Here is a 14,866-nt window from a genome sequence, read left to right on the forward strand (position 1 = left end):
ATATATTTGATTACTTCTCAATATTTCCGACATAGCAGCGCCTGTATTGTTCACAGTCTTCAAGGAATTTCAAAAATCTCAGCAAATCAGAGCATTTTTCTCTCACCAGAGACATAAAAGAGCGTTAATCAGGTACTCGTAAGCAGCACCCAGCAAATCAGGAAATACAAAATCCTCATTTCGCAAGCGATATTTATTGAAGTGTTTAATCAGTTCGCGCAATTTGACATCAGGAATCCGATTTTTACCGGCTTGACGATTAAAATCAATATGTTTTAATACACCTGTCAGGGCTTCGTTACTTTCCTCAAATGCCGTCAAAGCATCATTTAGCCCTTGTCCGACGTTTTTATGTAGCTCATCACGAATATATGCCCACCGCGCCTTCTCTGGTACAAAAAAAGTTTCTTGGTAACTGATGGGGCTTTCTGCCCTCATGTTTGCTTCTTCTTGTGTGCGTCCCCTTTGCAAATTCTGCTGCAAAATCTGCTCATACTGCGGCTCAAATACATCCGAGGCGCGTTTTAAAAAAAGCATCCCGAAGATGTATTCTTTGAAGTCCGAAGCGTCCATCTTTCCCCGCAGAATATCCGCAGCAGAAAAAAGATGACGTTCTAGTTGCGGCAGCGTGAGTTTGCCCATAGTAGATGCTGAGATTGCGACACTAATGCTTTGCCAGTATATCTCTTGTTGAGAGACACTCCAACACACTTCCAAATTGCTGAAGTCTAATCTTTCAACTTGCTGGCTATACGCTCGTGTATGGTATCCAACCATACTGGAATTACAGATTGGCCTGCTTTTATTTGGGCGTAGACGCTAGGCGGCTTGGCGTTATATCATGTCCGCATAAATAGTTATGCTAACCACATTCATTACACCCCACCCCCAACCCCTCCCCGCAAGCGGGGAGGGGAGACAAAGCGTAGCTTTGGCGGGGTGGGGTTCTTCGGATTTAATAAGCAATCAAGCGGACATGATATTAGGCATCGCTTGTTCTAATTTGTTTAAATTGATATCTTGCACCAGTCCCAACAACCGCCTCAGAATGAATTCTGAGGCTAATAGTTAAAGTCTATCTATTGAAGACTGAACAGGGTTTGAGTCCACTTCGTAATTCGTAATTCGTAATTCGTAATTCGTAATGGGCTTCTCTTCGAGACGCTAAACGCGAACGCCCCGCTGCGCTAACGTAAATTTTGTTTTGCATTAGCGAACGCGAGTGCGTCTCCAAGAGTTGCGTTAGCGAGTCCGCGTTCGCTTTTAGCGTCTCTTCGAGAGCGTCTGGGGATTTTAACCCCACCGCAAAACTTGTCGCGATTTAGAAGCGAGGGACTTAGACCCCTCAAAAATGTTAAGCTAAAAGCCTGTGAAATTTATTTCTGGGCGGACAATAGTGCTAATCGATAATGCTGCAAGATATCAGTTAAAATTGAAATTAATTGTGTTAACAGTGACAAAGAATCTGTCACTGTTAACACAAATGGACGTAACTGGATTCGAACCAGTGACCTCTACGATGTCAACGTAGCGCTCTAACCAACTGAGCTATACGTCCTTACCACACGATTTATAACCATAGCATACATTTGCTTAATATGCCAAAATAAAAGGCGCAAATTAAGAAAACTCTGTAATTTGAGCCAGAATCAATATATTCTTAAGAGTCCCCAGCCTCGGCCATTAAGCTTTCTTGGGGTAGTTTACGACAAAATTAAATCAACAATTGTAGAACTTACGCATTGACAAAAAATACCAAATATGATTTAAGGTTAAAAACCATATCTTTCGTAAGGGCACAGCAATGCTCATTGGTGTCAACTTAAGCTCAAACCTATGTCCCACAACCGTTCTACCCCACCCCTCAATCCCCTCCCCAAAGCATCGGGGAGGGGAGGTTTTGCGTCAGCAAAGCCGGGGTGGGGTAATGCGGATCGTGATGGTAAGTGAATGAACTCAATATCACGTTATGACTTGGGTTTCACGTTAAGTTGACACCTATGAGCAATGCTGTGCCCTTACAGCATGGTCTATTTACGATCGCAGGATAATTAAGAAAAGCCTGAAAACTTCCTCAAGCTCGTTAATGCACATCAGAATGCATTTGTACAGTGCGTAAGTCCTAAATTGATATCTGTCTGCGATAGTTGATGAGCGATCGCTCCTGAGCAATTTTTGGTAATATCCTTTTCCTAGATACCCTAGTGTATGATCGATAAGGTTATTCGGTTCTGGTGGGGAGCAGCTACCAGAGGTAACGGGGAAAGTTCGGTGCAAATCCGGCGCTGTCCCGCAACTGTGAACTAATTTGAGATTTGAGATTAGCGAACTAAGTAATCTAAAATCAAAAATTGAGTGAGTCAGGATGCCCGCCGAAATAGATTTATTAGTTCCACATATCTGCGAGGTACAGATGACTACTACTGTAAATATTACCCCGACTAGTTCCTTGGGTGTTGCTGACCATACTTTATTTATTTGCAAAACTTGTGCTAGCGTTTGGCAAGATGGAAAACGCTTAGGTGAAAGTGGCGGTCAAAAACTTCTATCTCAACTTCAGCAGCTTGCACAAGATTGGGACTTACGAGATGAATTCCCAATTCAGGAAGTTGAATGCATGAGTGCTTGTAATCGTTCCTGTGTAGTTGCCTTTGCTGCCAAGGGCAAATTAACATATTTATTTGGTGATTTAGCCGTTGATGGTAGTGCATCTGCGATACTAGAATGTGCTAGTCAATACTATGTCAAAGCAGATGGTTTACTGCCTTGGTCAGAGCGTCCAGAAGCCCTGAAAAAAGGCATTTTGGCAAAAATTCCACCTTTATCTTAACTCCTGTCCGTGGGTTTAAGTCCCCCGGTTCAATAAAAATTTTGTTTTGTGTTGGGGTTAAATCCCTATTACAAAACAAAATTTACGAATTACGAATTACGAATTACGAATTACGAATTATTTAATGATGCGCGTTTTGATTCTGGGTGGTACAGGAGATGCGGCAGAATTAGCTGCTAGAGTGTCAACTATCCAAGGGTTAGAAACAATCACATCTCTAGCTGGGCGCACCCGTGAACCATCAGTACCCTTAGGCGATTTACGGGTTGGAGGCTTCGGTGGTGTGGCTGGATTGGCTAGCTATTTGCGAGTCATGCAAATCGACTTATTAATTGATGCAACCCATCCTTTTGCTACTCAGATTTCTTTCAATGCCGCAGCTGCTGCAACCGAAGTCGGAGTACCCCGTTTGATGTTAATACGCCCCCCTTGGGAAAAGGTAAGTGGCGATCGCTGGATTGAAGTTGACAGCGTTGAGGCCGCCGCATCTGTAGCAAACCAGGCACAGCGAGTATTTTTGACAGTTGGCAGACAAGAACTCGCCGCTTTTGCTCACCTAGAGAAAATTTGGTTTCTGATGCGGATGATTGACCCTCCTAGTGATGATGCTTTAGTGCCAGCAGGAATGATATTGTGCGATCGCGGCCCCTTTACCCTCAATAATGAAAAGCAAATCCTGATTCATAACAAGATTGATACCATCGTCAGTAAAAATAGCGGTGGCGATGCAACAAAGTCCAAGATTATTGCAGCGCGAGAACTGGGCGTGAAGGTTGTTATGGTAAATCGTCCAGCCATACCGCCAGGGAAGCAGGTTGCTGATGTTGATGGTGCTTTGGCATGGCTATTTGACAAGTTGCACTAGTCGTGCAACAAGGAAAAAGCCGCCGATCAGAATCAAAGCCAATTCCCCCTATCCAGCATCCAAAATTCAAAAAAGAAATTCTACTATTGTGTCAATCAAATAACGTCTCCCAAGGGGAGACGATGCCGCGCATAGCGCAGCGTTAGCGAGTCCGCGAGCGTCTGGGGGTTTCCCCCATGAGCGACTGCTGTTAGCGCAGCGAAAGCGTTCGCGAGTGCGTCTCGTAGAGAGGTACGAGCGTCACCCGGAGGGCTTGCCGCAGGCTACCGCAGAGGCACAGAGAAGCCAGTGCGCCCTTGCGGTTAAGAGACTTGTAGCAACTGGCGCGACACAGAGAGAAAGAGAGAAAATTCTAAAACTAGGTTTTACTCGGCAAAATTGGGTTGGTCGAGTGCTAAGATTTACTCTTTGGAATTGACCCTTCAATTCCCTCAACATACCAATCCATCGCCAGTTGTCTCTGATCATCCAAAACCTTACCTTTTGGCACTCGCACCACCCCTTTTTGGTCTTTCACCGGGCCATCAAAAGGATGTGCAGTACCCTGAATAAACTCATCGCGCTTCGCATTCACCAGTTGTTGTACATCCGCCGGAATTACCTGATTCATCGGGGAAATATCTACCATTCCTTGAGCAATGCCATCCCAAACCTCTTGAGATTTCCAAGTATTACTCATTACAGCCAAGGCTTTATCTGTATAGAATTTGCCCCATTTGTTAATAGCTGATGTCAGGTGGGCTTTTTGACCAAACTTACTCATATCAGTGTTGTAGCCAAAAGCATAAATGCCTTTCTCCTGTGCCAATTGGACAACGGCACCAGAGCCGGTATGCTGCGTCAGTACATCCACACCTAAATTGACCAAAGCTTGAGCCGCTTCTCTTTCTTTAGCTGGATCGTACCAACTTTCTACCCAAAGTACCTTAACTTTTGCTTGGGGATTTGTTAGCCTTACTCCCTGAGTGAATGCACTGATTCCCCGAATTACTTCTGGAATTGGGTATGCGCCAATAAAACCAACTACATTTGATTTTGTCATCTTGCCAGCAATCATGCCGGTTAAGTAACGCGGTTCTTCAAAGCGTCCCAGATAAGTGCCGACATTGACAGCACGTTTGTATCCTCTACAGTGTTCAAAGACAACATCACTAAAGTCCTTAGCAACTTTAATTGTTGGATTCATGTACTCGAAGGAAGTTGTAAAAATCAACTTGTTACCATCTAATGCGAGTTGGCGAATCACCCTTTGGGCATCAGCACCTTCGTTAACATTTTCCACAAAGGTAGTTTTTACCTTATCTTGAAGATTGGCTTCCATGTCCCTGCGGCCTAAATCATGGGCATAAGTCCAGCCAAAATCACCCACAGATTCGGCATACACAAATCCCACCTTGAGAGGTTCATTTATAGCCACAGGCGACGCAAAGGGAGACAACTCCCCCTGCGGTTTGGAATTTTTGCCTTGAACACAACTACTTAAGGTAAAGCTAGATCCTGCTAAAGTGACATACTTTAGGAAATTCCGACGATCCATATTTTATTAATAGGTTGACCTGGTAAAATGATTTTTATGATTACTGCTAATAGCAGATACGGCTTATATTTAGCTATTTGCTTAATTTTAACTTTTTATTTCTGTCGTCAACTTACTTGAGAAAGAAACCCAATAATACTTACTTATACAAAATCACAATTTTTTCACAAAACTTATACTTATATAGCGGTTCCCACTTGAGTACAGTACAGTTTTGACCTCAATTCCATTCCTCTCTCTTAAAATGAGAGAGGCTTTGAGTCTTACTCTCTAACGCTAGTAGGGAAGGGGTTGAGGTTAGGTCTGTATTAGACTCAACTGCAAACTGCTATATTTACAGCGCTTTTGAAGTAATTGTCTAAATTGTGGTATAAATACCTAAAAACTTCTGTAAAGCCAGATTTTTATTGTGTAGTTAATGTAATTTTTTCATGAAAAAATGATTTTAGTCAACCTAAAACTCCGATTGATAATTATACTTTTAAAAGGAGGGAAGATTTAGATCGCAGTGACAACTTGAAGTAGATAGTCTTGAAGTAGATAGTTATGATCTCAACCTGCTCAATATCGTTTAATTATAATTCTTGCATCCACAGTTTTATCTCTATCTAAAAGATTCAAGATAAACCTTGTAGAATGGATAAATTAAGAGGTTTGCCATCTCATAAGAGTATTTGAGTATTGTATCGTCGAAGTTCTCAATGATAACTTGTACATCTTGCAATGCGATTACCACAAGTGCTGACAAAACTATAATGTTCTATAGCAATCCTAAATCATTCGTGAGAAAGAAAATCGCTGAAATACCTATATATGTACTTTCTATCTACGTCTTTTCTTACTTATTAATTCGGATTGCTATAGTATACCTGATGTTTAGAGACAATTTGGATACATTTGCCTTGCTCCCTGCTCCTTGGCCTTAAAAGCGACGGGATATCCTTTTATTTGGAAGTCCTATATACTGTTTGACTACCAACCAAATAAAAATAGGATTACCGAGGATATAACGCTTCCATAAGCGCTTAGGCTCAACCAAAAGCCGAAATAACCATTCAAAACCTGTTTTTTGCATCAAAACTGGGGATCTTTTCACCATGTTGCTAACTAACTCAAAACTGACTCCAATACCTACAGAAATCGGCACACCTAAAGACAAATAATTGGCAGCTATCCATTTTTCTTGTTTAGGTGCTCCCAAACCTACGAATAGAATATCGGGAGCCGCCGCTGTAATTGTTGAATTGATTAAATTTAATTCTCTTGGCTGAGACTCAAACCCGTAGGGAGGACAGTAAGTACCAACAATCTGCAAACTTGGATATCTAGCAACAAGAGTTTCTTGAGCTTTTTCGGCAGAACCAGGGCGACCTCCTAATAAAAAGACCTTCAATCCTTTTTCAGCAGCAATGGCGCAAAGTTTCTCGAACAAATCTGTACCATTAACTCTACCTTTCAGTGGAGTTTGTAAAAACTTAGCCGCCCACAGCAGTGACACCCCATCTGGTACCACTAAAAAAGCCTTGCGATAAATATCTTGAAAATTGCTATCCTTCTGTAAGCTCAGAATATGCATAGCATTAGGAGTAACGACATATTCTGGCTTCTTCTGGCAGGACGCATGTTCAACAATTTGTTGTACAACCTCATCAAAACTGTATTTGTCGATTTCGACTCCACAAAGATTAATTCTCATAAGCACCTCAAGTTAATTAAATTGTGATAATGAATAATAGATATCCTCTAAACGAATGGAGTAATTTCTAATATCCAAAGGTTCGACATTTTTCCTAGCAGTAATGCCTAGAGAAAGTCGTAAATCCTCATTTCCAATCAACAATTCCATCGCTGATGATAACTGTTGAATGTTTCCTGGGGTAACTAGCAGACCATTTTGATTTGAAATCACTAATTCAGGAATACCTCCAACAGGGGTTGCAATGATAGGCAAACTCCAACCCATAGCTTCCAAAATCGCCAGAGGCAAACCCTCGTTGTAAGAAGGCAAAATGAACACATTTGCTTGTGACAAAATTTCATCCCGTTTTTCGGAATTAATCCAACCCAGAAAAGTTACCTGGTCTGCAAGGTTGAGATTAGCAGCCAACTGCTGCGCTTTTTCTATTTCACCATCTCCTGCTATAATTAGCCGAGTACATTTTCTTTGATGATCCGGCAGGTTAGCAAATGCCTTAATCAAATCAAATGTCCCTTTGCGTTGACCGACTCGCCCACAAAAGACCAAACTGATTTGAGTCTGATTTTTGCGGTCAGGAATTTCTGTAGGTAATTCACAGGGGTTAGGCAAGACAATAACTTGTTTGGGATTTAAACCTAGATTCAACACATAGTAATCTTGCCAACTTTCTGAAAGAGCAATAAACCCTTGGCAGCGCTGAAATAGTTTACTTAAAACTTGCTGTACTCCTTGAGGAAGTTTAGCGTAAGTTAGAGGAAATTCGGCGCCATGAGTGTGCATTAAGACGGGCTTATCAAAGATAAAGGCAATAACACAACAAATTGCTTTTCGGATAATGCTGCCACCCTCGGAAATCTGAATGTGTACAATATCTATTTTCTGACTTAATAATTTCCAAAAAAATGTAGCTAAAGCTTTTCCGAAAACAATTACTCTGTGGGCAATTGAACCTTCATCATGGGTGTTTATGTGCTGGATTTCGATCTGGGGAGAACTATACTTAATTATCAATTTTTCAACTGTTGCTATTCCTCCATTTTGTTCTAAACTAGCCCCCAGCATTAATACCTGTAGTCGCTTCATTGGCATTTACCTCTGCGTTTGTTTGAGAAAATAAATATCAAAGGTAGTTTCTTCCAGAATCAGCTTTTCCACAGTATTCTACCTTGGCGCTCCAAGCTTTTGCCTAACATAGTGATCTTTATAGAAATCATAATTGCTATTAATCTATTTTTGAAACTTAGTATACTGCTATTTAGATAAAGGATATTTAAAAAGTATTATTGGTAATAGCAAAATATCAGAAACATAACCCTCATTTCCTATGGGGGTATGGGAGTTTCAAAGCCTCTCAGGAGTAGGGGAGAGTTTTGAATAGAGGATTTATAGTAGATTTATTAGAACTTTTTAAACATTTAAGTAAGTCAGCATTAAAAAATCAAGCTATGTGAGGAAATATAAAATCAGCGAATACCTTATAAATTGGTCATTCCACAGTTTTTACAAAACTAAACATACATGAATTTTATCGTACCGACTTATTTACTAAAACAATTTTAACCTTTTAACTCTGTAAACCATATCATGTATCACGTCAAGATCCAAGACAATCTACGAGAAACTACTGTTTACAGGCCGGAAAAACTAATGAACTTATTTGAGCTTTTAGCAGGGGAAGACGATCATCTAGCCCTAGTTACGCCTGAGGAGCGATCGCTAACCTATAAGCAATTGCGCGAGAATATTGTTGGACTGGTATCCCAACTCAACAGCTTTGGATTGAAACAGGGCGAACGCATTGCCATAGTCATGACTAACGGTTCACCAATGGCTATTACCTTTTTGGCTGCCGCCTTGTGTGGTACTGCTGCACCCTTAAATCCCAAATACAAACAAGAAGAATTTGCCTTCTACTACGAAGATATCCAAGCAAAAGCACTGATTACGTTGTCTGAGTCGCCAAAAGCAGCCATTGCCGCCGTCACACCCGACATGATGCTGATTAATGCCAAGGTAAACACTGACGGTACACTGAGCTTTGAATTAGTCAAAACAGGCTCAGAACCAGCAGAATCCTCGAATCCCGCAGCCCCCAACGCCGATGATCTGGCGATGATTCTCCACACTAGCGGCACCACCAGCCGTCCCAAGCGTGTGCCGATTCGTCATCGCAACTTAATCGCCTCAGCTGGCAACATCATTGGTGCTTACTCACTCACAGCAGCTGACACTACACTTTGCCTAATGCCCCTGTTCCACATTCACGGATTGGTAGGCTGTTTGCTGGCAACTCTCGCATCGGGCGGCACATTAATTTGTCCCAATGGTTTTAATGCCCTGGAGTTTTGGAAACTGGTAGATACCTACAAACCTACCTGGTACTCCGCAGCGCCAACCATGCACCAGACAATTTTGGCACGCGCTAGCCGCAACACAGAAATTGTCAAAGCTAATCGCTTTCGTTTCATTCGCTCTAGTAGCGCTCCCTTGCCCCCAATTATTATTGAACAACTAGAGGCAACTCTCAATGCTCCGGTGGTGGAATCTTACAGCATGACTGAAGCATCTCACTTAATGACCACCAACCCCCTACCGCCAAAAGTGCGGAAACCGGGTACTGTAGGTTATGGCTTCGGTGTGGAAGTCGGCATTATGGACTCCGAAGGCAACCTATTATCTCTCTTAAGCTTGGGCGAGGTGGTGGTAAAAGCACCCAATGTCATAGATGGCTACGAAAACAACCCGGAAGCTAACGCCACAGCTTTTGTAAACGGTTGGTTCCGCACAGGGGATCAGGGTACACTGGACGCAGACGGCTACCTCCGCTTGACTGGACGCATTAAAGAATTGATTAACCGGGGTGGGGAAAAAATTTCTCCTTTAGAAGTGGATGATGTTTTGCTGCGCCATCCCGCCGTCGCCGAAGCTTTAGCCTTTGCCGTCCCCCACAAATCTTTAGGAGAAGATATCCATGCTGCTGTTGTCCTCAAAGGAGAAGTCAGCGAAAAAGAACTTTTAGCTCACTGTTCAACCATGCTGGCAGACTTCAAAGTTCCTAAGCAAATTCACATTTTGGATCAACTACCTCGTGGTGCTACCGGGAAACTGCAACGGTTGGCTATGGCGAAATTGCTTAACATAGGCTGAATCAGCGATACACTAAGGAAAATTCCTTGAGGAAGCTTTGATGGCACGAGCAAACGGGGTTAAAACTGAAATGTCTGCACAGGAATTGCCTACAATATCAGATGAAGATACAGTGACAATTGAAGATTTACCGGAAGCTGTGGAGGATGTCCAGGATATTGACGACATCTTGAACTCACTCAAAAGCTTACTGAGTAGTCTAGAAAAACTCCAAAAAGTCCGGCAGGAAGTGGGCGACATCAAACCGTTAATCGGGCGGATGCTTGATGGAGAATTGGTTGCTGGTGAAGAACTTGAGCAACTCAAGACAGGTGTGAGCAGTCTTTCTCGCCTTGTTCGTGCTTATAATGACCATCAAATAGCGTTGGCTAAAGCACAATCGGCTAGAAATTTGCTAGATCAAGTTCTGAAAGAGCGTAAAGCTAATTGAAATAAGAAGCAAGCGATCGCATTTTTTTTAAAGAGGCGATCGCCTTTAGGTATGTCTACGGCAGCAAAGTAGATCATTAAAGTTAAGTAGGGAGGGTATTATACTCTACTTACTATTGATATTTTTCTCAATAATTGGCTAATAACCTAAAATAGGTTATGATGACGAAGGTCTAGTATTACTTGCAAGGTAGGTATCGTAATGAAGACTAATAAAGAGAATCTACCCTTAGATCAGATTCTCTTAGAGGATAGCTTACAACTGCTTAGTAATCTGCCAGATGAATGTGTTGACTTAGTTGTATCCTCTCCACCTTATAATCTAGGCAAAGAATACGAATCAAGGCAGGCTCTTGATATCTATTTGGCAGAACAAACAGCCGTTCTACTTGAATGTAGCCGGATTCTAAAAAATACAGGTTCGCTATTTTGGCAAGTTGGTGCTTTTTCTGACCGAGGAATGCTGATTCCTCTGGATATTCGCTTTTTTCCGATTTTAGAGTCATGCAGATTAATTCCTCGCAACCGAATTATATGGGCTAGGCAACATGGTCTTCATGCCCAGAAAAAGTTTTCTTGTAGACATGAAACTATTCTTTGGTTTACTAAATCTGATAATTATAAATTTAATCTAGATACTATTAGAGTTCCGCAAAAGTATCAAAATAAGAAGCATTATCGAGGAAATAGGAAGGGGGAACTTTCATGCAATCCAGAAGGTAAAAATCCTGGTGATATTTGGCTATTTCGGAATGTTAAACACAACCATGAAGAACAAACTATACATCCCTGCCAATTTCCAGAAGACTTGGTAGCTAGAATTATATTAGCTACAACTAACAAAAATGATATTGTTTTAGATCCATTTATGGGTTCTGGTACTGCGGCAGTGGTTGCGAGAGATCATGAACGCCATTTTATCGGATCAGAAATTGAACCAAAATATCATCAAGTTGCGTTGCATCGTCTTAGCGGCAATCCAGATAAAGATGGTTGTTTTCCAAATTTAAAAACCTTGCGCGATTATGTTGAAAAAACTGGTCAATCTATTGATAAATTTAAGTTTGATGTGCAAGTAGGAAATAAAGCCTCAGAACACAGCAAAGCAAAAATTTATCCAGAAGAGTATCACTTACAAGAAATGGAAGATAGACTAATCTATGAAGAATCTGCTTTTGCAGCTAATCTAAGAGGTGAAGAGATTCCAGTAGATCCGAAGCTTAATGGTAATGGGAAAAAGACCTCTTTGCAAAATAAAATAGTAAAAGAAGTAGAAAAAATAGAACAAATTGAATTGAGATTATGGAGTTAATAAATTACAGGATAATTCAGAATTCAGGAGTCAGAATGGGCTACGCCCCGCTGCGCTAACAGAAGTTAAACAGGCTTTATATCTGGCTTTGAGACTTAGCTTGTGTACTTCACTAACTTGAAATCTGCTGTAATTATTACAATAAGTTAAGTAAACAACGACTACGGGCTGAACGTCCAGCAATGATTTGACATTGGCGACTAACTCTAATATTCACGGTTCTAGAATATCTTTTAGATGAATACTCAGTCCAGATGATAGGCACTATTGTATTCTGTTGTTCAAATAATCCAACCAGTCTGATTGGTACATCAAAAACTTGGTATTTAGTCAAAGCTGTTAACTGATTAACAGCTTGCTCGTAATAAAGAGTGCTATTAGAAGCAGGAAACATCAGAGCCTTTGTCACCAGAATTACCAGATTAGTCGGGTATCCAACAAATTCAGTTTTAGCTTTGAAGAACAATTCTGAGCGCAAGGTGTTATTGAGTAGGAAAGGATAATTAGAAAACTGAATTTCAATGATGATGCCAGCTTTGACAAAATCAACCTCTGTACCCAAAAATCTGTAAGGTACTGGAATAGGTATATTTGATTTCCAATCATCATGAATAAAGGCAGCTTTAATGTATTCGTTCGTACCTACTGGATCGAATATTGCATTACCCTGAATTCCAGCTTGATCTGAAGCTTTGATGTGCAAAGGCATTCTAGTGAGAGTAGTAATAATCTCATGCCATTCGTTCTGGTATTGGGTATTAATGATTGTATCTGCTGCGTTAAAGTCAACATATTGAATAATGATTATTATGCCTCCTTTTGGTATTTCAACAGTTCTTCGATAAAAGCAAGCGGATCTATTTCAAGAACTTGAGCAACTTGTAAAAATTCAATTACGTCAAGACGACGCTCTCCACGTTCATACTTTGATACATAGGATTGCGGAAGCTCTAGCTTTGCTGACAACTCTGCTTGAGTGAGCTTGGCAGCTTTGCGGGCTTCGATAAGTAGCTGGCGAAACCGATTGTACTCTTCGCTGAAAACTGATTTAGGCACTTTAGCTTGCCTTTTTTCTGGCGATGGTTTATTCGATCTCGATGAGAGTTAGTACATATTGCTGAACTCAGTTAAATTGTAAAACCTAATATAGGATAAACCCAAAATAGGTTTTTGAAAGCTACTACGAAGACAGGACATGCATAGTCCGTCGTAGACATCGCACTCTGAAATCCCTCAAACTCGTAAACGGGAAGTAGCTGTGTGTCTAAATTTGTGGTTTCATTTGAAGGATATCAGATTTTGCAAGATATCTACTTATGATGAACGTTGCACCCGCCATTGTAGTACTAGGTCAAAATAGCGTGACAGTAGCACGCAAAATAATCACTGTCCTACCAGGGGCAACACTATACGGTCTAGCGGGTCGCACATCGGGAGTTGATGTCAGCTTTACTAATTTTGGCGAGACATTGCGCGAGTTATTTGCCCAAGGAACGCCGCTAATTGGTATTTGTGCCGCCGGCATTTTAATTAGGACGCTAGCTCCCATACTCTCAGATAAACAACAGGAACCACCAGTGCTAGCTGTAGCTGAAGATGGTAGTGCTGTTGTCCCCCTCTTGGGCGGACTTGGTGGGGTAAACGATTTGGCCCGTCGCATTGCCGAAGCCCTTGATGTCAAGCCTGCAATTACGACCACAGGCGATTTACGTTTGGGCACAACCCTGTTATCTCCTCCCCCCGGATACCATTTAGCAAACCCACAGGATGGGAAGAAATTTATCTCAGATTTGCTAGCCGGGGCACAAGTTAAGTTAGAAGGAATAGCGCCTTGGTTAAGCGATCGCAAACTGCCCATAGATCCACAGGGAGATTTGACCATTCAAGTTACGGAACGTTTGGTGACTCCTACAGCCAACTGCCTTGTCTACCACCCAGCAACGATCGCGATCGCAATTAGTGGCATCATTGATGATGCAGTCACTTTTGTACAGCAGCTACTAGCTGATGCTGCAATAGAAAAAGCATCAGTCGCCGGGATATTTGCACCCATCACCGCCGCCGCCGATCCCGCAATCCACGCCGTAGCTAGCGCCTTGGGAGTGCCTGCCCGCTTTTTTACCCCAAATCAGCTAGAAAGTCTGTTATCACAAGGTTATAGCCCCGCCCAAGCAGCTGCGATCGCCGCCACAGGCACATCCCCCATAACTTCCTCATCTCCCCACATAGCGATCGCCATTGCCCCCCAACCAATTGACCCCAATACCATCGGTCAACCACGCGGACGGTTAGCGATTATTGGCACAGGCCCTGGTGGATCGCAATGGATGTCTCCAGAAGTCAAGGAGATACTTAAGTCGGCAACTGATTTAGTGGGTTATAAAACTTATTTAGATTTAGTTGGTTCTCTGGCTGATGGCAAGCAACGGCATGAGTCTGACAACCGCGAAGAAGAAGCACGGGCAAAAATGGCCCTTGATTTGGCCGCATCTGGGCGATATGTAGCTGTAGTTTCATCTGGTGACCCTGGTATCTATGCAATGGCAACAGCAGTTTTTGAAGTATGCGATCGCTATGCTAAACCCGAATGGAACACTATTGACATTCATGTAGCACCAGGCATCTCAGCTATGCAGGCAGCAGCAGCAGCCATTGGTGCGCCCCTTGGACATGACTTCTGTGCTATTTCCCTGTCTGACATCTTGAAACCTTGGTCTGCGATCAAACAACGAATTGCTGCTGCTGCTGAGGCTGATTTCGTAATTGCTTTCTACAATCCTGTTTCCAAAGAGCGTACCTGGCAACTGGCAGAAGCGAGAAATATTTTGCTGCGACATAGAACACCGGATACCCCAGTAGTGTTGGCCCGGAATCTCGGTAGGCCAGGACAGACGGTAAAAGCGATCGCACTTGACCAGTTAGCACCAGCAAGCGCTGATATGCGGACAATTATTCTCGTTGGTTCCACAAAAACCCGAACTATCAAGCGCAGCGATGGTAATATCTGGGTTTATACGCCGCGTCGATATACCGAACAGTAGGCATAA

The 14,866-nt window shown here is 42.2% G+C and carries 12 protein-coding genes, 1 tRNA gene and 1 riboswitch; of the genes, 6 read left to right on the forward strand and 7 right to left on the reverse strand.

The window, feature by feature from the left end:
• Window positions 1-102: 102 nt before the first annotated feature.
• Together LC653_RS20070 and LC653_RS20075 are read right to left on the reverse strand one after the other, a co-directional pair.
• Window positions 103-777 (reverse strand): type I restriction-modification system subunit M N-terminal domain-containing protein, encoded by a 675-nt coding sequence (locus tag LC653_RS20070; protein WP_229496489.1) that lies wholly within the window; start codon window positions 775-777, stop codon window positions 103-105.
• Between the two features lie 707 nt (window positions 778-1,484).
• Window positions 1,485-1,558, reverse strand: a tRNA-Val gene (locus LC653_RS20075).
• Window positions 1,559-2,209: 651 nt separating this feature from the next.
• Window positions 2,210-2,391: riboswitch (cobalamin riboswitch) on the forward strand.
• Between the two features lie 22 nt (window positions 2,392-2,413).
• Between LC653_RS20075 and LC653_RS20080 the strand changes: the two genes are divergently transcribed.
• A complete protein-coding gene (locus LC653_RS20080; RefSeq protein WP_229496591.1) occupies window positions 2,414-2,830 on the forward strand; it encodes a DUF1636 family protein in 417 nt (138 codons plus the stop codon).
• A gap of 127 nt (window positions 2,831-2,957) precedes the next feature.
• Window positions 2,958-3,695, forward strand: coding sequence for a cobalt-precorrin-6A reductase (locus LC653_RS20085; RefSeq protein WP_229496593.1), 738 nt, complete (start codon window positions 2,958-2,960; stop codon window positions 3,693-3,695).
• A 394-nt stretch (window positions 3,696-4,089) separates the two neighbouring features.
• Here LC653_RS20085 and LC653_RS20090 read toward each other — a convergent pair whose 3' ends face one another.
• The 3 genes from LC653_RS20090 to LC653_RS20100 form a co-directional block, all read right to left on the reverse strand.
• The gene (locus LC653_RS20090; RefSeq protein ID WP_229496491.1) at window positions 4,090-5,232 is read right to left on the reverse strand and encodes a BMP family ABC transporter substrate-binding protein; all 1,143 of its coding nucleotides are present in this window, start codon (window positions 5,230-5,232) and stop codon (window positions 4,090-4,092) included.
• A 922-nt stretch (window positions 5,233-6,154) separates the two neighbouring features.
• Window positions 6,155-6,928, reverse strand: coding sequence for a WecB/TagA/CpsF family glycosyltransferase (locus LC653_RS20095; protein ID WP_229496493.1), 774 nt, complete (start codon window positions 6,926-6,928; stop codon window positions 6,155-6,157).
• 12 nt (window positions 6,929-6,940) lie between these two features.
• Complete coding sequence (locus LC653_RS20100; RefSeq protein WP_229496495.1) at window positions 6,941-8,014, reverse strand: glycosyltransferase family 4 protein; 1,074 nt, start codon at window positions 8,012-8,014, stop codon at window positions 6,941-6,943.
• Window positions 8,015-8,578: 564 nt separating this feature from the next.
• Here LC653_RS20100 and LC653_RS20105 point away from each other — a divergent pair.
• The 3 genes from LC653_RS20105 (at window position 8,579) to LC653_RS20115 (ending at window position 11,819) form a co-directional block, all read left to right on the forward strand.
• Window positions 8,579-10,078: an acyl--CoA ligase gene (locus tag LC653_RS20105; RefSeq protein ID WP_229496497.1), complete on the forward strand. Its 1,500-nt coding sequence runs from the start codon at window positions 8,579-8,581 to the stop codon at window positions 10,076-10,078.
• A gap of 40 nt (window positions 10,079-10,118) precedes the next feature.
• The gene (locus LC653_RS20110; RefSeq protein WP_229496499.1) at window positions 10,119-10,508 is read left to right on the forward strand and encodes a hypothetical protein; all 390 of its coding nucleotides are present in this window, start codon (window positions 10,119-10,121) and stop codon (window positions 10,506-10,508) included.
• A 201-nt stretch (window positions 10,509-10,709) separates the two neighbouring features.
• Window positions 10,710-11,819: a DNA-methyltransferase gene (locus LC653_RS20115; RefSeq protein WP_229496501.1), complete on the forward strand. Its 1,110-nt coding sequence runs from the start codon at window positions 10,710-10,712 to the stop codon at window positions 11,817-11,819.
• 136 nt (window positions 11,820-11,955) lie between these two features.
• On the opposite strand, the gene LC653_RS20120 is transcribed toward LC653_RS20115, so the two are convergent.
• Together LC653_RS20120 and LC653_RS45940 are read right to left on the reverse strand one after the other, a co-directional pair.
• A complete protein-coding gene (locus tag LC653_RS20120) occupies window positions 11,956-12,645 on the reverse strand; it encodes a BglII/BstYI family type II restriction endonuclease (RefSeq protein WP_372478201.1) in 690 nt (229 codons plus the stop codon).
• Entirely contained in the window at window positions 12,627-12,875 is a 249-nt protein-coding gene (locus LC653_RS45940; protein WP_229465739.1) for a helix-turn-helix domain-containing protein, read from the reverse strand. The genes LC653_RS20120 and LC653_RS45940 overlap by 19 nt, the downstream gene beginning before the upstream one ends.
• 260 nt (window positions 12,876-13,135) lie before the next feature.
• Here LC653_RS45940 and cobJ point away from each other — a divergent pair, with 260 nt between their 5' ends.
• On the forward strand, window positions 13,136-14,860 hold the full coding sequence (gene cobJ / locus LC653_RS20130; protein WP_229496505.1) for a precorrin-3B C(17)-methyltransferase: 1,725 nt from the start codon (window positions 13,136-13,138) through the stop codon (window positions 14,858-14,860).
• Window positions 14,861-14,866 lie beyond the last annotated feature (6 nt).

The organism is Nostoc mirabile CHAB5784, assembly GCF_020829645.1.
Lineage (GTDB): Bacteria > Cyanobacteriota > Cyanobacteriia > Cyanobacteriales > Nostocaceae > Nostoc > Nostoc mirabile.